This is a genomic window from Capnocytophaga sp. CM59, from assembly GCF_000293175.1.
Lineage (GTDB): Bacteria > Bacteroidota > Bacteroidia > Flavobacteriales > Flavobacteriaceae > Capnocytophaga > Capnocytophaga granulosa.
Window position 1 is genome coordinate 187,685 of the sequence record NZ_ALNN01000015.1, and the last position, 18,107, is coordinate 205,791.

At 38.0% G+C, this 18,107-nt stretch carries 18 protein-coding genes; 9 read left to right on the forward strand and 9 right to left on the reverse strand.

The annotated features are described in order from the left end of the window. Nucleotides 1-67: 67 nt before the first annotated feature. Genes HMPREF1154_RS05195 through HMPREF1154_RS05200 form a run of 3 tightly spaced genes read left to right on the forward strand, consistent with a single transcriptional unit; the run spans nt 68 to nt 2,816 of the window. Nucleotides 68-775 (forward strand): porin family protein, encoded by a 708-nt coding sequence (locus HMPREF1154_RS05195; protein ID WP_009641446.1) that lies wholly within the window; start codon nt 68-70, stop codon nt 773-775. 19 nt (nt 776-794) lie between these two features. After that, nucleotides 795-920, forward strand: a complete 126-nt coding sequence (locus HMPREF1154_RS13825; RefSeq protein WP_009641528.1) for a hypothetical protein — start codon at nt 795-797, stop codon at nt 918-920. 42 nt (nt 921-962) lie between these two features. Further along, the gene (locus tag HMPREF1154_RS05200) at nt 963-2,816 is read left to right on the forward strand and encodes a DNA topoisomerase IV subunit B (RefSeq protein WP_009641389.1); all 1,854 of its coding nucleotides are present in this window, start codon (nt 963-965) and stop codon (nt 2,814-2,816) included. A gap of 301 nt (nt 2,817-3,117) precedes the next feature. On the opposite strand, the gene HMPREF1154_RS05205 is transcribed toward HMPREF1154_RS05200, so the two are convergent. From HMPREF1154_RS05205 to HMPREF1154_RS13085, 7 genes are all read right to left on the reverse strand, one after another. After that, a complete protein-coding gene (locus HMPREF1154_RS05205; RefSeq protein WP_034566949.1) occupies nt 3,118-3,651 on the reverse strand; it encodes a hypothetical protein in 534 nt (177 codons plus the stop codon). Between the two features lie 206 nt (nt 3,652-3,857). Then, nucleotides 3,858-4,649: a leucine-rich repeat domain-containing protein gene (locus tag HMPREF1154_RS05210; protein WP_009641371.1), complete on the reverse strand. Its 792-nt coding sequence runs from the start codon at nt 4,647-4,649 to the stop codon at nt 3,858-3,860. Nucleotides 4,650-4,841: 192 nt separating this feature from the next. Continuing rightward, nucleotides 4,842-5,321: a hypothetical protein gene (locus tag HMPREF1154_RS05215; protein ID WP_009641489.1), complete on the reverse strand. Its 480-nt coding sequence runs from the start codon at nt 5,319-5,321 to the stop codon at nt 4,842-4,844. Between the two features lie 165 nt (nt 5,322-5,486). Next, nucleotides 5,487-5,816 (reverse strand): hypothetical protein, encoded by a 330-nt coding sequence (locus HMPREF1154_RS05220; protein WP_009641419.1) that lies wholly within the window; start codon nt 5,814-5,816, stop codon nt 5,487-5,489. 170 nt (nt 5,817-5,986) lie between these two features. Further along, nucleotides 5,987-6,577: a DUF416 family protein gene (locus tag HMPREF1154_RS05225; RefSeq protein WP_009641494.1), complete on the reverse strand. Its 591-nt coding sequence runs from the start codon at nt 6,575-6,577 to the stop codon at nt 5,987-5,989. Nucleotides 6,578-6,986: 409 nt separating this feature from the next. Beyond that, nucleotides 6,987-7,556, reverse strand: a complete 570-nt coding sequence (locus tag HMPREF1154_RS05230; protein ID WP_009641454.1) for a hypothetical protein — start codon at nt 7,554-7,556, stop codon at nt 6,987-6,989. Nucleotides 7,557-7,714: 158 nt separating this feature from the next. Beyond that, nucleotides 7,715-8,824 carry an adenylate kinase gene (locus HMPREF1154_RS13085; RefSeq protein ID WP_009641369.1) on the reverse strand — a complete coding sequence of 370 codons (1,110 nt, stop codon included), beginning with the start codon at nt 8,822-8,824 and terminating at the stop codon, nt 7,715-7,717. Nucleotides 8,825-8,995: 171 nt separating this feature from the next. Between HMPREF1154_RS13085 and HMPREF1154_RS05240 the strand changes: the two genes are divergently transcribed. From HMPREF1154_RS05240 to HMPREF1154_RS05260, 5 genes are all read left to right on the forward strand, one after another. Then, nucleotides 8,996-10,354: an exonuclease domain-containing protein gene (locus HMPREF1154_RS05240; RefSeq protein ID WP_034566952.1), complete on the forward strand. Its 1,359-nt coding sequence runs from the start codon at nt 8,996-8,998 to the stop codon at nt 10,352-10,354. A 63-nt stretch (nt 10,355-10,417) separates the two neighbouring features. After that, nucleotides 10,418-10,966, forward strand: coding sequence for a TlpA family protein disulfide reductase (locus tag HMPREF1154_RS05245; protein ID WP_009641531.1), 549 nt, complete (start codon nt 10,418-10,420; stop codon nt 10,964-10,966). A 31-nt stretch (nt 10,967-10,997) separates the two neighbouring features. Further along, nucleotides 10,998-11,636 carry a PASTA domain-containing protein gene (locus HMPREF1154_RS05250; RefSeq protein WP_009641383.1) on the forward strand — a complete coding sequence of 213 codons (639 nt, stop codon included), beginning with the start codon at nt 10,998-11,000 and terminating at the stop codon, nt 11,634-11,636. Between the two features lie 70 nt (nt 11,637-11,706). Beyond that, the gene (locus HMPREF1154_RS05255; RefSeq protein WP_009641388.1) at nt 11,707-12,201 is read left to right on the forward strand and encodes a hypothetical protein; all 495 of its coding nucleotides are present in this window, start codon (nt 11,707-11,709) and stop codon (nt 12,199-12,201) included. A 12-nt stretch (nt 12,202-12,213) separates the two neighbouring features. Further along, nucleotides 12,214-13,389, forward strand: a complete 1,176-nt coding sequence (locus HMPREF1154_RS05260; RefSeq protein WP_009641469.1) for a sigma-54-dependent transcriptional regulator — start codon at nt 12,214-12,216, stop codon at nt 13,387-13,389. Between the two features lie 150 nt (nt 13,390-13,539). Here HMPREF1154_RS05260 and HMPREF1154_RS05265 read toward each other — a convergent pair whose 3' ends face one another. Together HMPREF1154_RS05265 and HMPREF1154_RS05270 are read right to left on the reverse strand one after the other, a co-directional pair. Beyond that, entirely contained in the window at nt 13,540-15,129 is a 1,590-nt protein-coding gene (locus HMPREF1154_RS05265; RefSeq protein ID WP_009641341.1) for an OmpP1/FadL family transporter, read from the reverse strand. 24 nt (nt 15,130-15,153) lie between these two features. Beyond that, complete coding sequence (locus HMPREF1154_RS05270) at nt 15,154-16,209, reverse strand: hypothetical protein (RefSeq protein WP_009641533.1); 1,056 nt, start codon at nt 16,207-16,209, stop codon at nt 15,154-15,156. Between the two features lie 136 nt (nt 16,210-16,345). Between HMPREF1154_RS05270 and proS the strand changes: the two genes are divergently transcribed. Beyond that, on the forward strand, nt 16,346-17,824 hold the full coding sequence (proS, locus tag HMPREF1154_RS05275) for a proline--tRNA ligase (RefSeq protein WP_034566954.1): 1,479 nt from the start codon (nt 16,346-16,348) through the stop codon (nt 17,822-17,824). The last annotated feature ends 283 nt before the right edge of the window (nt 17,825-18,107 follow it).

Below are 18,107 nucleotides of genomic sequence, written 5' to 3' on the forward strand. Positions count from 1 at the left end.
AATATTTATTTGGCAAAAAAAAGAAAAAATTATATCTTTGCCTGCCTAAACAATAAATTCTCCTGCTATGAAAAAACATATCTTTTTGCTGTTGCTATTGCTCACTTCCACAGTGGGTATGGCACAAATTACTGTTGGGATACGGCTCAATAATCCACTACTATATGGTTCTTCTATTTCTCCCTTATATAATGAGGATGGGAAAAAATTCAACACCTATGGGAATTGGGGCGTTTTCAATTCAGGCGTCTTTGCTCGGATTCCTCTCAAAGAAAAGCATTGGGTATTACATACTGAACTTCTATATAAGAATGAGGGAACTCATCTCAGTGGCTTTGATGTTCCTGAAAAGGATAGGGGGCCTTATTATAGAGAAAGTCTCTATGAAGAAAAAAGACATTTTTCCCTCGAATATATAGATGCTCCTTGTCTGCTACAATGGGAAGGCAAGCGTATGTTCAGGGGGTACCTACAAGCAGGTTTTTCTCTCAAATTCTTAACCCATGCCTCCTATACTAATGGTTGGTTTAATGCCCCTGATGAGAATGTAACCCCACATTTTAACCGACTCGTTCTTACAGGGCAAGTAGGAGGCGGTGTGCTCTGGGACATCAAGCGAGTGATGATCACCGCCGATATGCGCATATCTTGTAATCTCACCCCTATTACAGGCCACAAAGTTCGTGGTGTAGATTTTAGCAATAGTACAGGCTTTTCTCTCACTCTCATCTCAGTAGGAGTAGGGTACAAGCTGGGATATAAAAAGAGTAATTAACGCCAAAGCATGAAACAACATGAAGAAGTTATCAAGATTATGGAAGAAAACGGAGGATGGGCTACCCTTGGTTTTTATTGATTATGATTTTGTGGCAAACTTACATACCAAGAGCTTTGAACTACTGAAAATAGGACAGTTATAATATAAAAACAAATCAAACCCTTAACAACTATAGAAAACACAAATGGAACCCATAGATTTTAACAAATCCATTACTGAATACGGAGAAGATAATATACAGACCCTTGAGTGGCAGGAGCATGTACGTATGCGCCCTGGTATGTACATAGGTAAGCTCGGCGATGGCTCCTCGGCCGATGATGGGATCTATATCCTACTGAAGGAGGTGATTGATAACTCCATAGACGAGTTTGTCATGGGAGCTGGTAAGCAGATAGAGGTACGTATAGAGGACAACAAGGTTACTGTACGTGATTTCGGGCGTGGGATTCCCTTGGGAAAAGTGGTAGATGTAGTTTCCAAGATGAACACAGGAGGAAAATATGATTCCCGTGCTTTCAAAAAATCTGTGGGGCTTAATGGAGTAGGTACTAAGGCTGTCAACGCACTTTCCTCCTATTTCTATGTAGCATCTGTACGTGACGGACAGCGAAAAAGTGCTACATTCTCTTTGGGGGTATTACAAGAAGAATCTCCCTTGGAAGCCTCCAATGAAAAAAGAGGTACCTTAGTAACATTTGTCCCCGACGGAACCATCTTTAAGAACTACAAATTCCGTTCGGAATATGTGGTAAGGATGCTTAAGAACTATACCTATCTCAATCCTGGACTTACTATTGTATATAATGGAGAGAAATTTTTCTCTGAGAATGGTTTGGAAGACCTGCTCAAAGAAGACAACAACGAGGAGGATTTTGCCTATCCTATTATACACCTCAGTGGGGAAGATATAGAGATTGCCCTCACCCATAGCAAAAGCCAGTACAGCGAACAATATTATTCGTTTGTCAATGGGCAGAATACCACCCAAGGAGGTACCCACCTGAACGCTTACCGCGAAGCCATTGTGGCTACCCTGCGTAACTATTACAACAAACCTTATGAAGCCTCTGATATTCGTAAGTCCATTATTGGAGCTATCTCTATCAAGGTGATGGAGCCTGTTTTTGAGAGTCAAACCAAGACCAAATTGGGTTCTACTGAAATGGGAGAAGGCATGCCCTCTGTACGTACTTATATTACCAATTTCGTACAAAAACACTTAGACGACTATCTACACAAGCAACCAGAGATTGCCGAAGAGATACAGAAAAAAATCCTACAAGCAGAGCGCGAACGCAAGGAACTATCGGATATTCGTAAGCTCGCCCGCGACCGAGCGAAGAAAGTGAGCCTACACAACAAAAAGCTACGCGACTGTCGCATTCATCTGACCGATAGTAAGCACGAACAAGCCCTTGAGAGCACCCTCTTTATCACCGAGGGGAACTCCGCTTCAGGGTCTATCACTACCTCCCGCGATGCCAATACCCAAGCGGTATTCTCTCTGCGTGGAAAGCCGCTAAACTCCTTTGGGAAAACTAAAAAAATTGTCTATGAGAATGAGGAATTCAACCTCCTACAAGCCGCTTTGGATATAGAGGACTCCATAGAGAACCTGCGATATAACAATATTGTCCTTGCCACCGATGCCGATGTAGATGGGATGCACATTCGCCTACTACTGATCACCTTTTTCTTACAGTTCTTTCCTGAACTCATCAAAGAAGGGCATGTCTATATCCTACAGACACCCTTATTCCGTGTGCGCAATAGCAAGGAAACTATTTATTGCTATACCGATGAAGAGCGTGTCAATGCCATAGCGAAGCTCAAAAACCCAGAGATCACCCGATTCAAAGGATTGGGAGAAATCTCCCCCGATGAGTTCAAGCACTTTATCGGTCAGGATATGCGCCTTGACCCTGTAATGATGGATAAGGCCATGCATATAGAGAAATTATTAGACTTTTATATGGGGAACAACACCCCTGAACGCCAAGATTTTATCATCAATAACCTCAAATACGAGGTATAACTAAAGCAAATCCCTACAAGCAACTCATATATACTTGTGGGGATCTTCTTTGTAATCTTTATTCTACTTATCAATATCAATACTATCTCTAATAGGAATAAATATTCTTTCCTTTGAAAATTCAGTCAAAGTCCAGAACCTAATGAAAAAGTAAAAAAGATAGAAAAATCTAACTCTCAATCATTCCAATTACCCTAAAGTTAGCGTCCCTCGTGTAATCCAAATCACCTATCGCAATGCTAATGTCATTCTTAAAGCTGTAGGATTGTCCTATTGATTTCTAAAAGTACCTCCCAAAATATTATCTTCTATGCTTTTGAAAGAAATTGAACTTTACTATAAAGTTTAATTTCTTTCTATATTGGTATATTCTTACCCCTAAAACAAATAAAAATAAGGGAATGATATTGAATAAAGAAAAAAAAGAAAACATCATACACCCTATAAGTAACAAAGGAGCATATAAAAGAAGCATTATTACATCTATTAATATAAAATAGGTTTTATCTTCTATATCATAATGATAAAAATAGGGTTTTCCTTTCTTTTCCTTATACAAAAAATAAGGAATAAGGATATATAACAATATAGAAATATAAAAATAGGTCCTGAATAGAAAAGGAATATCCATACTGTCTTCAAAAAACAGAGATTGTGCCAATGAATATGGAATTGTTCTAAAAAAAGCAATTATATAATGTGGAGTAGAAATACTAAACCCTCCTGTACCAGGCATCGCAACAAAAGCTGTCGTAGAAAATACACTATTATAACATAAAAATAGTAGGAGAACTATATAAATATTACATCTTATATTTATATTGAGATTTTTCATATTTTTAATTTTCAATTATGCAAAATCATTTTGAAGAATTTAAAACAATGATATCCAGCAAGATAACATCTTTAACATTGATACAACACATGAATAAGTTTATATTATATAGAGAAACTCTCAATCTAAAAGCCTCTATTATTTGAAAGGCACAATAGGTTAAGGATGTTATTAATATATCCAAATAAACAGATTGCTATAACAAGCTAGTTTTTATCGATTTTTAACAACTCTCTTACTTCTTTACTCACTTTTAGCATTTGATTATTTCCAAACAAACCAAAAGATTCTAATTTTTTTAGATGTATAAAATCATTACTATCAGCTGTTGCTATTCTACTATCCAAACTGCATTTTTTTAAATTTCCTAAGAATGATATGACACTGAAATTCTCGATTTTATTTCCTTCAATACTTAAGTATTCAAGCTGCTCTAAATTTTTTAAGAAGCTAATATCTTTCAGTTGTTTCATATAGTACAAACACAATTTCCTTAGGTTTTTACATTGAGCAAGAAAGGAAAGGTCTTCTACTGCTGTACTTCTTAAGTCTAATGATAATAAAGATTTCAAAGATTCCCCCTCTTTATACTGTTTCTTTTTTAAACCATAAAGCTTTAATTCTTTTAGAGAAGGTATGTCCCAAGCTGTTTCAATATTTTTCCTGTCCCAAGACAATAACACTTCTAAAAAAGAGAAATTGGAAAAATCAATTTTTGTTTTGTCTCCATTATCCAAGTAAAGTTTCTTTAGGTTATGAAGACATTGTATCTCAGAAATATCATCTATTCCTGTCCAAAAGACAAATAACTCATCAATAAAATCAAATGACTTTAATGATGGCATATAATCTCTATTCCAACCATAACTATCATCCTTTATCTGTAATTTCTTTATCCCTTTCTCCTGCATATAAGCAGGAAGTTTTTCATAATTCTCAGGAGTAAGAATTGCAAATTCTTTATGATACCCTCCGACCTTTACATCAATATTATTCATATTCCTATCCCCTATTACTACAATTTTTTATGATTTTAAAAATCATTTGGTTTCATATATTCTAAATTTGGCTTTATATAATCATACTCTTTCCTCCTTCCCGCATGGCTCATTCTTCACACCTCTATCAATTAATCTTTGGTGTTTTTGCATTTATAGATTGGTAGATCGTTGATTTTTCAAGAAGAAATTTCAAATATTGCTTGATTTTTCAATATATCTCTTTTCTACTTTTCTTCTCCAAGAAATCTTCTCTTCAAGTAAGAAATTCTGTACCTTATCTATATATTTAAAAACTTTTAGTTTAGTTAATTCATCTATAGCAAAAGCATATAATTGCTCATCATCCAATAGTTCCGCCAAAGAAGACTCTACTTTAGGATTGTTTTTAAAGTAATGAAGTAGCATTACAAAACTTTCTCTACCTCTTCCGAACTTATACTCTCTTACAATTTTCAACAACTCTTCTAACAAAATATCTGTAAGAATTTTCTTTTTTGTTCTTGTTTTTCTTATATTATCAATGAGTTCTGATCCAATCATCCATATTTCCCTCTCAAAAGATTTTAAATTTTCTTTGTCATCTGGGTTGAAATATCTATTATAAAGTAAATTACAAGAATTATAAAGATAATCTTTTTCCTGAATATTATTAAAATCTATCCTATCCATTGTTACAAGTTGTTTTTTTCTTGATTTAAATTTCTACTTTTAACATTATTTCCTACCGCTTTTTTGTTTTTTAGTATCCTCTATCAATTAAGTACTAATTCTTTTTCATCACATTGATTATCAGAATATTACATATTTTAACAACACAGCTGATACATCACCAAACTATTTAAACTCAATGGTAAGTTTATTATTACTGTCCTTTGATTCCCAATCTATTTTCCACAATTCTAATATTTTCTGTATTTCCACATAAATAGTATGTTTTTTTAAAGCTCCACTGTTATTAAATATCATTCTTATTTTTCTATAACCAAGCCAAGATGAAAATATATACCAATTGATATCATTAATATTTTCAGAGGCAATCTCTGGTAAATAAAATGCTTCTACCAATGCTTTCCTAAATCCTAATGGAGTTTTACATTTTCCTGAATTTATAATAGCCACATACTCTTTATCTTCTTCAAAAATTTCTTTCTTCTTGGTATTCATTATCTTTCTTATGAAATTTTTATAATGGGAATTCGTATAATAAACTCTTCTATCACCTCTGCTGGTGCGAGCTTTCAGCTCGTGCCTTTATAATTATTTTATCTTTTTACATTGTACTGCTTGGTAGGTTGTTGTAATTTTAACAGGACATCTGATACATTATCTTATTTCTAGCATTTATCTTTTATATATTGAATGGATAGAGTATTATTCTCCCAATAATTTTTATAAAACTTTAATTCTTCTAATGATACTTTTTTGTCTTCTAAATACTGAAGATACTGAATTTGATAATTTACCTCTTCTGCAATAATAACACTATTTTCTATTCTGTTAAGTAAATATTTATCTATAAATTTTTCATCAGATAAAAAACAGCATACTTGGAATATAGAATCATATACATATAAACCCGACACCTCATTTTTATGATCATTATTCATTGATTTAAAAGATATATCAAAGCAAATACTCATATTAATTGCTAATGCAACTTCCCATCCTTGAAAATCTTCTTTTGGCAGAATATTTTCTATTTCTCTATTCAAATTATTTAAATCCTTGTTGCTATAAAAAATACTTTCCCATAATCTTTGCTTTATTTGATTAGCATAAATGGTATTTATATTGAATTTTTTTGTATATAACAAATATAACCCATAGATTCTTTCTATGCAATACATAGAATATATAGATTTGTTTATATCAGATAAGCTATATAATTTCTCTATTAGCTTTTCTTTGAAATTTTTGATATTCATTATTAATTACAATCTATTTTTATACCTTTATCTTTCAATTACCCTAAGCAATTATGTTCATCTATCCCACATGTTCTTTTATAAGTTCTAACCTATTTAATTTCTAAATCCCAATCTTGTAAGTTGTTTAAAAAATTTTAAACTACTTAAGTCAGATAAATTACAATTACGAAAAGCTATTTTTTTTAATGTATCTGCAAAGGGCAACAAATCATCTAAAGAATCTATATTCTCTTCGGAAAATCTTATTTCCACTACTTTATTTCGATATAGCTTTATATAGCTTTTTTCAGACTTAAGGTAGTTTGCAGAAATCTTGTCTAAGTGATATTTTTCTCTTAAATGGGACAACATATTATACAGAGGTAGATTTTATATTATTAAATTTATCAAGATATGTTGCGTTGAATTACCTTATTAAAGAAAAAGTGAGACAATTCAAATTCATTTTCTGCCATTCCTTCTTTATTTCTTCAGAAACCAAAATACTCTTTTCACTATCCACACATATACAATCCTTGGTAAGTGTAGCTATTTTCAAAGGATCATAAATGGCATTAAGAAAAACATAACTCTTCTTGGCTTCATCTCTTATCTTAAAGAATGATTTCTCCCAATCAATACATTCTTCTGTTTGTAGGAAGTTGATAATCTTATAATTGTGTTTTATCTCTTCATCATTAGTATTAAATAGCTTAAAGGGCAACAATTGTATCTCCTCACTTATCTTAGAATCTTGCAAAATAACATCTTGGAATCTTTCACTTGCCAAGTAAATCCCAAAATAGGGAGTGATAAGATCTTGATCAAAGAATAATTTCTCTTCTCCATATAGCTTAAAATTAATGTAATCAAAAGATTCATCTAATTGCATTCCATAATTGATTAACCAACGATTATCATTAAGATCCATCATTTCTAACATGAAATTCTCTTCCGTAATATGTTCACTATAATTCTTTATTGCATAATATTTCATAAAACTAATCTTTACATTTTATATTACCACTCATAAGCCCTTTCTGATATGTTAGCCTATACCAGCGAGGGCAAATATACAAAAAATTATACCAATATACAATAAAAAAAAATCCCTAACCATCGAGGTTAGAGATTTGTATTTTATATAGGTGTTTCTTACAACACATCTATCACTTTGGAGAGGCGCTGGGTGATTTCCTCAATAGAGCCTATACCATTGATAGGGTGATATTTGCCTTGCTTTTTGTAAAAGTCAATAAGAGGGGCTGTTTTTTGGTTGTATTCGACAAAGCGGTTGCGAATTTTGCCTTCGTCTTGGTCATCAGAGCGGCCACTTACTTTGCCTCGCTCTACAAGTCTTTTGATAAGTTCTTCATCATCCGCATCAAGGGCTAAAGTTGCACTGATATTCATTTGCTTAGAGGCCAAGAAAGCATCTAGCGCTTCGGCTTGGGCTATGGTTCGAGGGAATCCGTCAAAGATAAAGCCTGCTGCATTAGGGTTCTTTTCTATTTCCTCTTGGAGCATTTGGATCGTTACCTCATCGGGAACAAGAGCTCCCTTATCCATATAAGATTGAGCTAATACTCCGAGCTCTGTGCCATTTTTCAAGTGATGACGGAACAGATCGCCTGTGGAGATATGTACCAAACCATATTTTTCTTTTAGGAAAGCTGCTTGTGTTCCTTTTCCTGCTCCTGGTTTGCCAAACAAAACCAAATTCTTCATATTTTCTATATTTAATTGATATATTTCTGGGAGATTTCGTCCTAATTCGTCATAGTCTAAGCCATAACCTACGATAAAGCGGTTGGGAATAGAGAACCCTATATGGTGTATAGGCAAGTCTTTCTTATAGGCCTCAGGCTTGAAGAAGAGTGTCATGATACGCAAGGAAGCCACTTGCTTGTCGGCAAAGAGGTTATAAATCTCCTCCAAGGTATTACCCGTATCCACTATATCTTCTATCACCACCACATCGCGGCCTGCTATGTCCTTAGGAAGGCCTAAGAGTTGTTTTACCTTGTGGGTGCTTTGCATGCCCTCATAAGAGGAAAAGCGCACAAAAGCAATCTCACACTCACCCTGATAAGCACGGACAAAATCCGAAGCAAACATGAAGGAACCATTGAGTATGGAAATGAAAAGAGGTCTCTTTCCCTGCATCTGCTGCTCCACCTCTTGGGCAAGCCTTTTGATCTCTTGAGCAAGTCTTTCGCTGGAGATATAAGGGCGGAACTCTTTATCAAGTATTTTAATTAGCATAAACAGTGTTTTTAAAGCTACAAAGGTATGATTTTTTTATCATATAATGATACTTTTTTTCATATTTTTATTTTATAGAAATGAAGCCCTCTCTTCAAAGGGAAAAATAAACTACTTTTCTTTTTGTGAAAATAGCTAAAATTGCTACCTTTGCCCATTAAAAAAGTAGATTTGTACGCCATTTTAGATATAGAAACCACAGGAGGTAAGATGGGTGAGGAAGCCATTACAGAAATTGCTATCTATCGCTTTGATGGTCGGGAAGTTACCGATCGCTTCATCTCACTTATCAATCCCGAAAGAAAGATAGACGACTTTGTGGTACGCCTCACAGGCATTTCCAACAAGATGGTTCGCCAAGCGCCGAAGTTCTATGAGGTAGCCAAGCGGATTGTGGAGATAACCGAGGGGTGTATCTTAGTTGCCCACAATGCAGCCTTTGACTATCGTATCCTGTGCTTAGAGTTTCGCCGATTAGGCTTTGATTACCAGCGCAGTACCATCTGTACAGTGGAGATGTCCCAGCGCCTACTCCCCAATGAGCCTTCGTATAGCTTGGGTAAGCTTGCTCGCTCGTTGGGTATTCCGCTCTCTGACCGACACCGTGCCAATGGAGATGCCATGGCTACAGTGCACCTCTTTAAGCTCCTTTTGGACAAGGACACCCAGAAGGTAGCCCTAAGCGAGTTTGTCAAGCAAAACCTCTCTACCCTACCCATTCACCTGCTTTCGCTCTTGGATGGGCTACCTAATCAGTTGGGCGTATATTACCTATATGACAAGGCGGGAAAACTACTGTTATTGTCCAAGAGTAAGAACATCTATAAGCGGGTCAATGAGCACTTTACCTCGGAGGGAAAGCGCGACCTTTTTGTTAGGAAGCATGTAGGTAAGGTCATGTACGAGCTTACAGGTACCCTGCTGATTGCCTCACTCAAGGAAGCTGAAGAACTTCAGGCACAAGCCGCTCTGAGCAAGTATAAGAAAAAGAAGACCTACCCCTTTGCTTTGGTTTGTCATAAGAACAAGACGGGCTATCTCTGCCTTTCTGTCATGTTAAGAGCAGGAGCCAAGCAGCCCTTAGCTATTTTTGAAAGCAAGGAAGAGGGGCTGAATATGCTCTTTGAGATGACTGAGCGCTATGAGCTTTGTACCAAACTCAATGGTTTTTCCCAGGCGCGTACCTACTGCTATAACCACTCTATCGGTAAGTGTGCTGGTGCTTGTATGGGCGATGAAGCCGTGGAGACCTATAACCAGCGAGTGGAGGAAGCCCTTGCCCACTATAGCCTTGTAGGTAGAACCTTTGTCCTTATGGATAAGGGGCGCACCGTACATGAGAAAAGTGTCATCCTGATAGAGGATGGTAGCATCAAGGGCTATGCCTTTATCTCGCTGAACTATCAACTTTCCAAACCTATCCTTGAGCGACACCTCACCCCACTGACGCATAACGCTGAGATGGCACATCTGGTAGAACACTACTTACGTACGCACCCTTTGGCCAAGCAAATAGAGATAAAAGATTAACATCTTAGGGGAAAAATCACATTTTTTGTGTAACTTTGCCCCCACGAAAAGAAATATTTTCCTATGAAAAAACGTACTGTGCTGAATTTGTTATTCTTAGCACTCATTATTTCATTCTTTACCACTAACTTAGGGTATGAGGCCAAGATTCTCCTACAACGGATTTTCTCCTCCCAAGTGGAGCTTCTCTCTCAGGACAAACAATATACTATAGACCCTGATTGGACACTGAAAGATAGGGACAACAAGCAATTTCCTTTCACCCAATCCGAAGGGAAGGTCAGGTTCGTCTATTTCTTTTCTTCATGGCGGGCAATGAGTATAGCCGACCTGATAGGTATAGACAAGCTCTATCAGGATTATCATGACAAGGTAGCTTTCTATATCATCACCAATGAGTTACCTGAGCCTGTAGAACAAAAGCAACGCGATCGCAAATTCACCTTCAAGGTTACTTACCTGATCCAAGGGGTGAAGATGCCCTTTGATCCTGAGCGTATCCCCTCTGGCTATATCATAGATAAGCAAGACAAAGTGGTCGCCCAGGGCTTCGGAAATACCCGATGGAACAGCGATAAAGTACGCAAACTATTGGATACACTGATAAAATAACACTTACAAACCTTATAAAAAATATTATCCTATGAATATAACACAAATCTTCAAAAATAAAAATGTTCGCTTTTGGGGCTTGCAGGTATGCTTGGCCTTATTCCTTCTTTTCGCAGGTATCTATGCTGTACTGCTCTCCTTGGACGGTTTCACAAGACATGGGGAATTTATCGTGGTACCTGACCTTGAACATGTCTCCCTAAGCAAAGCCCAAGAGCTTTTAGAGAAGAGTCACCTGCGTTACGAAGTAAGAGATTCTACAGCCTACAATAAGGAATATCCTCCTTATACTGTTATGAAACAGACCCCTGAGGCCAATGAAAAAGTAAAGAAAGACCGCAAGATATATCTTTCGATCAACCCTACCAACTTTAGGAAGATAGACCTACCTAATATTATCCGAAGACCTATAAAGGAAGTTCGTCCCAATCTGGCTTCTCTTAATATTAAGATCGGCAGAGTCACTTATGTCAATGACATCAGTAAAGATGCTGTACTAAGAGCTTTCTACAAAGGAAAAGAGATCAAGCCTGGCGACAAAATTCTTGAAAATTCGTCTATAGACTTAGAGTGTGGCAATGGACTCTCCATGACTGAACCCGACAACACCACTGGTGATAACTCACAAGAAGGCAGTGGTTCAGATAATTCAGAAGGTATAGACTTTTAGTTAAATCTTTTAGAATATTTCCCATTATCAAAGAATAAATTGTATATTTACACCCCAAAAAAATAGCCAAATGAAAAAGATATTACTTTCCATACTTTGTATAAGCCTATATGCCTGCCAAGAGAGCAAGTCCGCAGAGCCTGAAATCACCCAAGAAGAAGTAGATAAACAAGAAGCTCAGAAGCGCTTAGCTGATCTGGGAGATGAGGTTGATGAGTATCCTTCGTTTAAGGAGTGTGAGAGTATCACCACTAAGGACGAAAAACTCAAGTGCTTTACCGATAGGCTTTCCAAGGCTTACCAAGAGGCACTCAATAGCCAGAAATTGGCCATTGGCGGTGCTCTAAGCGATACTATAAAAGTAACCCTTGTAGTGAGTAACGAAGGGGTACTAAGTGTAAAGAGTGTAGAGGCCTCCGATAATACACTGGAGCTGCTCCCCGACTTGGAGAAAATCCTAAAAGATAAGACCGCAGGATTCGAGTTTGTTCTTACTCCAGCCAAGAAAAACCAAGTAAGTGTCACCACTGAGTATGTACTTCCTTTGGTGATTGATGTAAAATAAAATCATAAAGCCATGCCTAAAATACTATTAGTTGAAGATGAAGCCTCCATACGGCGTGTGCTGGGTAGTATCCTCAGTGAAGAGGACAAAAGCTATCAGATAGAAGAAGCTACCAATGGACAGGAGGCCATGGATATGATCCAGAAAACAGACTATGACTTGGTACTCTGTGATATCAAAATGCCTAAGAAAGATGGGCTGGAGGTACTTTTGGAAGCTAAAGCCCTTAAGCCTGCCTTGCGTATGGTGATGATTTCAGGACATGGCGACTTAGAGACGGCTGTACAAGCCATGAAAATGGGTGCCTTTGACTATATAGCCAAACCCCCTGATCTGAATCGGTTGCTCTCTACTGTCCGCAATGCACTGACTACCACTCCTGTGGAAGAAAAAACACCTAAGGGAGAGAACAAAACTTCCAAGAAGACCTCTCCTACCTCACCTATGATAGGTAAGAGCGCGGCTATACAGAAGATTAAAGACATGATTGACAAGGTCGCCCCTACCGATGTACGAGTACTCATCACAGGCCCTAATGGTTCGGGAAAGGAACTAGTAGCCCGTGCCCTACACCAAGGCAGTGAGCGTGCTGCGCAACCCATGATAGAGGTCAATTGTGCTGCTATTCCATCGGAACTTATCGAAAGCGAACTATTTGGACATATCAAAGGCTCCTTTACCTCGGCGGTGAAAGACCGTGTAGGCAAGTTCGAGGCGGCAGATAAGGGCACTATCTTCTTAGATGAGATTGGGGATATGAGTCTTTCGGCACAAGCTAAGGTATTACGCGCCCTACAAGAGAAGAAAATCACCAAAGTAGGTAGCGAGAAAGACATAGCTGTAGATGTACGGGTGATTGCTGCCACCAACAAAGACCTCAAACAGGAGATTGCCCAAGGGCGTTTCCGAGAGGACTTATACCACCGCTTGGCGGTTATCCTTTTGGAAGTTCCCTCTTTGAATGAACGTAGAGATGATATTCCTCTTCTAGTAGAGTACTTCACCAAGAGTATCTGTCAGGAACAAGGCATCAACAAACACTTCCAGCCCAAGGCCATAGAACAACTCCAACAATATGACTGGAGCGGGAATGTGCGAGAGTTAAGAAATGTGGTAGAGCGCCTGCTGATCCTCTCCGAAGGAGAAGTTACCATAAAGGATGTCAAGGCATTTGGCGGAAAAGAATAAAATCAATTGTCAAGGATTAATGGTTAATTGTCAATGACTACTAATGTTAGTACCACTTTAGGACTATTAAGAAATAAAAGAAATGGGAGGCTTTGTGGAGCCTCCCTTTTCACTTTAAAATGAAAACAAACTAAATTTAAAAAACAGCTCTTACAGCTTTAAAGAAAAGCTCAAGAGTATATTCTGTAAGGTGTTATCCACTTGTGGGGTGTCTGTAAGGACACTTTCAAAGATTTGTGGATGGTAAGCACGGGTTGCTCTATCATAAGAAAGGTCAAAACGCATATTACTAATACTTACCCCAAGTCCTGTAGAGAAGCCAGTAAGATCACCTATAGGTTTTAGCTCTGTCTTATAAGGACTTTGCTCATACCTATACCCTCCTCTAAAGAACAGATGGTTCGTCTTACTCAGTGGCAAGCGGTATTCCGCACCAAAACGTAGGGAGTTGGTATCTCCTAAAGTATTTTGGATAATAGCATTTTCTGATTCTAAACCAGAACGGAAACTCATATTTCCATAGCCTTTGTAGATATAGTCAGCACTAAGGATCAATTGCTTATTCCATACCCAGCTGGCTCCTACAGTCCAAGAACCAGGTGTACGGAAATTGTATTTCTCATAAACAGCTACTACATTAGGATCAGCAGAAATAGTGCCGTTATCTTGAAGTCTTGTTGATAGTGATTGAGACATTTCATCTTGTAGCGTATACCAAGTAGGTGAAGCATAAGTAAGTCCTATACGTAAGCCTGTAGCCACTTCAGCTATAGCTCCTAACTGGAGAGAAAAGCCACTTCCGACGGTTCTGACATCTTCCTTATATAAAGCAGAACGAATATCTGTAGTATTATTGCTATAATCTTCCTGATATCTAGTTACTACCCGATAATCTACACTATGGGAGTTGAGATTGATCCCAAAAGAAATAAAATCATAACGCCCAGCGAAGTTAAAGTTATATTTATTAACCCCTCCTTCGGTATATCTCTCTACATTTTGGAGAGTAGTAGTTCCATCTGAGAAATTCCTTCTATATTGTTTTTCTTTCAATATAGCATTTACCTCATCATCTGGGGTATTTGGCTTTATTTCTGAACCTGTATTTCTGGGAGTAATTAACCCTGTAGTATAACCAAGTAGTGCATTACGATATCTAAAGGGATCAGGAGCTCCCCCCATTCTACTATAGAGTGCACCTAAGCCTCCTTGTGATTTCCTTTCCCATAGACCTGTTCTATTATTCTTATAGTAATCATTTAAGAAGAGGTTTTCCTGAGTAATTCCATTGGCAAAATGTGAAAAGTAATCCCCAAGATTCACCCCATTGCTTCTATAAGCATATTTTAGATCGTTGGCGTCAAAATTATGTGTTTTCTGATAATTAAAAGCAAAGGCAATATTTTTCCATCCTTCCTCTCCTATTGTAATAGGGAATGCTACCCCAAATTGACTGAGTAAAAAGTCAGAAGAGATAGTCGTTAGCCCATTGGCATCATTCTTGGAATTAACTCCTGAGAGCGTTACGCTCATCTCACTTCTTGTAAAAATGGAAGTTCCTGCTGGGTTCAGTGCCACGGCCGAGAGATCTCCCCCTAAGGAACTAAAGGCGCCACTCATAGCATTGAACCGTGAGGTACCATTAAGTCCTTCCATAGAATAGCGCAGCCCATCGGTAAGATTTTGGGCAGAAAGCACCCCACTAAGTAAGCTAAATCCTATATATATTATTCTTTTCATATTTGTTTCTGTTTCTATATTTGTTTAATAATCTCTTTTAGTTCCCTGATATCCACCATCATTTCCACCACCATAGTTGTTGCTACTACTTTCATGGTAGGAACGAGATGAATTATTATAGCTATTATTGCTACTATTATAACTATTATTGTTATTGTTGTAATTGCTATTGCTACTTCTTGAGGAATAGTCATAACTACGAGTGTTTCCTTCGTGATAAGAGCGGGAAGAGTTATCGTAAGAGTTGTTATTATAATTCCCATAAGAACGATAGGTACCATTATTTTGGTAATTACTATTGTCATAACGGCTGCTATCCCCTCTTCTGCCATTGGTAGGTGAATATTTACGAGAGGTATTTCCGTAAGGGTCTTGGTAGTAATAGTAATTATTTTCCCTATCATAGCGATAAGATGGATAATAATAGTAGTTATACCCATAATAAGGATAATAGTAATTGTATCCGTAAGGATAGTAATAATTGTATCCGTAAGGGTAGTAATAGTTATATCCATAATAAGGATAGTAGTAGCTATATCCGTAATAAGGATAGTAATAGCTATCATAGTAGCGCCAGCTCCAGTAAGGATCATAAGTGCCTACCGAGAATCCTATACTCCAGCGAGAACGTGGATAGTAGTAAGAAGAGGAATAATAGCCTCCCCATGCCCCTGAACCCCAATAGTAAGGACTATCTACATAATTATTGTATATATTCACAGAAGAAGGGCGGGCATTGTCTCCCCAACTGCCATAAGTATTATAGGGGGCACTCTGCTGTTGGGTGTTTGTACGATAACCCTCTACATTGGTCATAGGGGTATAGGAGGGAGCAGGACGCTGTACCTGTTGTTCAAAATCCTTATACCCTGCTATTTTCTGATTAAGGTGTTCGCGATAGCTACCGCTTTGCTCATAATTTCTCTCATAACGTGGTTCCTCTCTCTGATACACAGGTCGGGGGGCTTCGTCCCCATAGATACCATCATCATAACCCACTCCTGAATAAGCGCCACAAGCGCTAAGGCCTACCAGTGCTGTAAAAGCAACTGCTGTATGGATGATTACTGTCTTTCTCATAACAATATTATTTAGTTTGTTGATTATCAGTACTTTTGTTTATTTTGTAAAATTCCCCCCTGCAAAAGGAGTGCTTTTCCAAAATTATTTTGTACTTTTGCACACAAAGTACAATTTTTGTGCCAAAGATTTTAGTATGAGTAAAAATTTAACATCAAGAGCAGAAGATTATTCCAAGTGGTATAATGAACTCGTTGTAAAAGCTGGGCTTGCCGAGAGTTCGGGAGTGCGTGGCTGTATGGTTATCAAGCCCTATGGCTATGCCATTTGGGAGCGTATGCGTGATATTTTAGACAAAATGTTTAAGGATACAGGCCATCAGAATGCCTATTTTCCTATTTTTGTTCCCAAAAGTTATTTTGAAGCGGAAGAGAAAAATGCAGAAGGCTTTGCCAAAGAGTGTGCCGTGGTTACCCACTACCGCCTTAAAGCTGACCCTAACCAAAAGGGCAAACTCATGGTAGATCCTCAGGCCAAATTGGAGGAAGAACTTATTGTACGCCCTACCAGCGAGGCCATTATTTGGAATACCTATAAGACTTGGATACAGTCCTACCGCGACCTTCCAATTCTTATCAACCAATGGGCGAATGTAGTGCGCTGGGAGATGCGTACACGCCTATTCTTGCGTACCGCTGAGTTCCTTTGGCAAGAGGGACATACTGCCCATGCTACCCAAGCGGAGGCTGTAGAAGAAGCACAAAAGATGAATGAGGTATATGCCACTTTTGTAGAGCAATATATGGGCGTGCCTGTGGTAAGAGGTAGAAAGACCGAGACAGAACGTTTTGCTGGTGCCGATGATACTTATTGTATAGAAGCCCTCATGCAAGATGGCAAAGCGCTACAGGCTGGTACTTCCCACTTCTTAGGGCAGAACTTTGCCAAGGCCTTTGATGTAAAATATGCTACCAAAGAGGGCGCTCTCGAATACGTATGGGCTAGCTCTTGGGGTGTTTCCACCCGCCTTATGGGGGCGCTAATCATGAGCCATAGTGATGACAATGGTTTGGTACTTCCTCCTCTGTTAGCGCCTATACAAGTGGTGATTGTGCCTATATACAAGGGAGAAGAGCAACTACAGGCTATACGTGAGCGAATAAGCCCTCTTATGCAGGCACTGAAAGAGCGCAATATCTCTGTAAAATTTGACGATGATGACACTCAAAAACCTGGGTTCAAGTTCCACGAATACGAACTCAAGGGAATACCTGTACGCTTAGCTGTGGGGCAACGTGATTTGGAAAATAATACTTATGAAGTGGCTCGCCGTGATACCCTTACCAAAGAAAGTGTATCAGGGGACAACATCATCACTCATATAGAACAGCTGCTAAAAGATATACAAACCAATATATACCAAAAGGCTTTGGCTTATCGCGATAGTCATATCACCGAGGTCAATAGTTATGAGGAGTTCAAGGAAGTTTTAGAAAACAAGGGCGGGTTCCTCTCTGCTCACTGGGACGGTACCCCTGAAACAGAAGCCAAAATCAAGGAAGAGACCCAAGCAACCATTCGTTGTATTCCCTTAGACCAAAAGGAAGAAGCAGGCACCTGCATCTATTCGGGCAAACCTTCTAAGGGAAGAGTACTATTCGCTAAGGCATATTAATAGTGACTAATGACTAGTGACTAGTGACTAATGATTTAAGTTTCGCAAGCTCTGTAATCAACTGATTCTCAAAATATCCCCCCTACCCCCCCTCAAGGGGGGAGTTAATAAGTAATAGAGGTTCAATAAGTTATAAAAGGGAAATTTTCTAATTTAATAAACAAATTAGACCATTTCAACGCCCTTAAAGACACATACTCCGCTCTCGCGGACTTTCCCTTTGGAGGGGGGTTGGGGGAGGTTTTTACAAATAATTGTTTATCAGTTACTTGCAATTTCAATA

Excerpts from the sequence above, each read along its gene's own strand:
- HMPREF1154_RS05195 (WP_009641446.1), top strand. The coding sequence starts at position 68 with ATGAAAAAACATATCTTTTTGCTGTTGCTATTGCTCACTTCCACAGTG.
- HMPREF1154_RS13825 (WP_009641528.1), top strand. The coding sequence starts at position 795 with ATGAAGAAGTTATCAAGATTATGGAAGAAAACGGAGGATGGGCTACCC.
- HMPREF1154_RS05200 (WP_009641389.1), top strand. The coding sequence starts at position 963 with ATGGAACCCATAGATTTTAACAAATCCATTACTGAATACGGAGAAGAT.
- HMPREF1154_RS05205 (WP_034566949.1), bottom strand. The coding sequence starts at position 3,651 with ATGAAAAATCTCAATATAAATATAAGATGTAATATTTATATAGTTCTC.
- HMPREF1154_RS05210 (WP_009641371.1), bottom strand. The coding sequence starts at position 4,649 with ATGAATAATATTGATGTAAAGGTCGGAGGGTATCATAAAGAATTTGCA.
- HMPREF1154_RS05215 (WP_009641489.1), bottom strand. The coding sequence starts at position 5,321 with ATGGATAGGATAGATTTTAATAATATTCAGGAAAAAGATTATCTTTAT.
- HMPREF1154_RS05220 (WP_009641419.1), bottom strand. The coding sequence starts at position 5,816 with ATGAATACCAAGAAGAAAGAAATTTTTGAAGAAGATAAAGAGTATGTG.
- HMPREF1154_RS05225 (WP_009641494.1), bottom strand. The coding sequence starts at position 6,577 with ATGAATATCAAAAATTTCAAAGAAAAGCTAATAGAGAAATTATATAGC.
- HMPREF1154_RS05230 (WP_009641454.1), bottom strand. The coding sequence starts at position 7,556 with ATGAAATATTATGCAATAAAGAATTATAGTGAACATATTACGGAAGAG.
- HMPREF1154_RS13085 (WP_009641369.1), bottom strand. The coding sequence starts at position 8,824 with ATGCTAATTAAAATACTTGATAAAGAGTTCCGCCCTTATATCTCCAGC.
- HMPREF1154_RS05245 (WP_009641531.1), top strand. The coding sequence starts at position 10,418 with ATGAAAAAACGTACTGTGCTGAATTTGTTATTCTTAGCACTCATTATT.
- HMPREF1154_RS05250 (WP_009641383.1), top strand. The coding sequence starts at position 10,998 with ATGAATATAACACAAATCTTCAAAAATAAAAATGTTCGCTTTTGGGGC.
- HMPREF1154_RS05255 (WP_009641388.1), top strand. The coding sequence starts at position 11,707 with ATGAAAAAGATATTACTTTCCATACTTTGTATAAGCCTATATGCCTGC.
- HMPREF1154_RS05260 (WP_009641469.1), top strand. The coding sequence starts at position 12,214 with ATGCCTAAAATACTATTAGTTGAAGATGAAGCCTCCATACGGCGTGTG.
- HMPREF1154_RS05265 (WP_009641341.1), bottom strand. The coding sequence starts at position 15,129 with ATGAAAAGAATAATATATATAGGATTTAGCTTACTTAGTGGGGTGCTT.
- HMPREF1154_RS05270 (WP_009641533.1), bottom strand. The coding sequence starts at position 16,209 with ATGAGAAAGACAGTAATCATCCATACAGCAGTTGCTTTTACAGCACTG.
- proS (WP_034566954.1), top strand. The coding sequence starts at position 16,346 with ATGAGTAAAAATTTAACATCAAGAGCAGAAGATTATTCCAAGTGGTAT.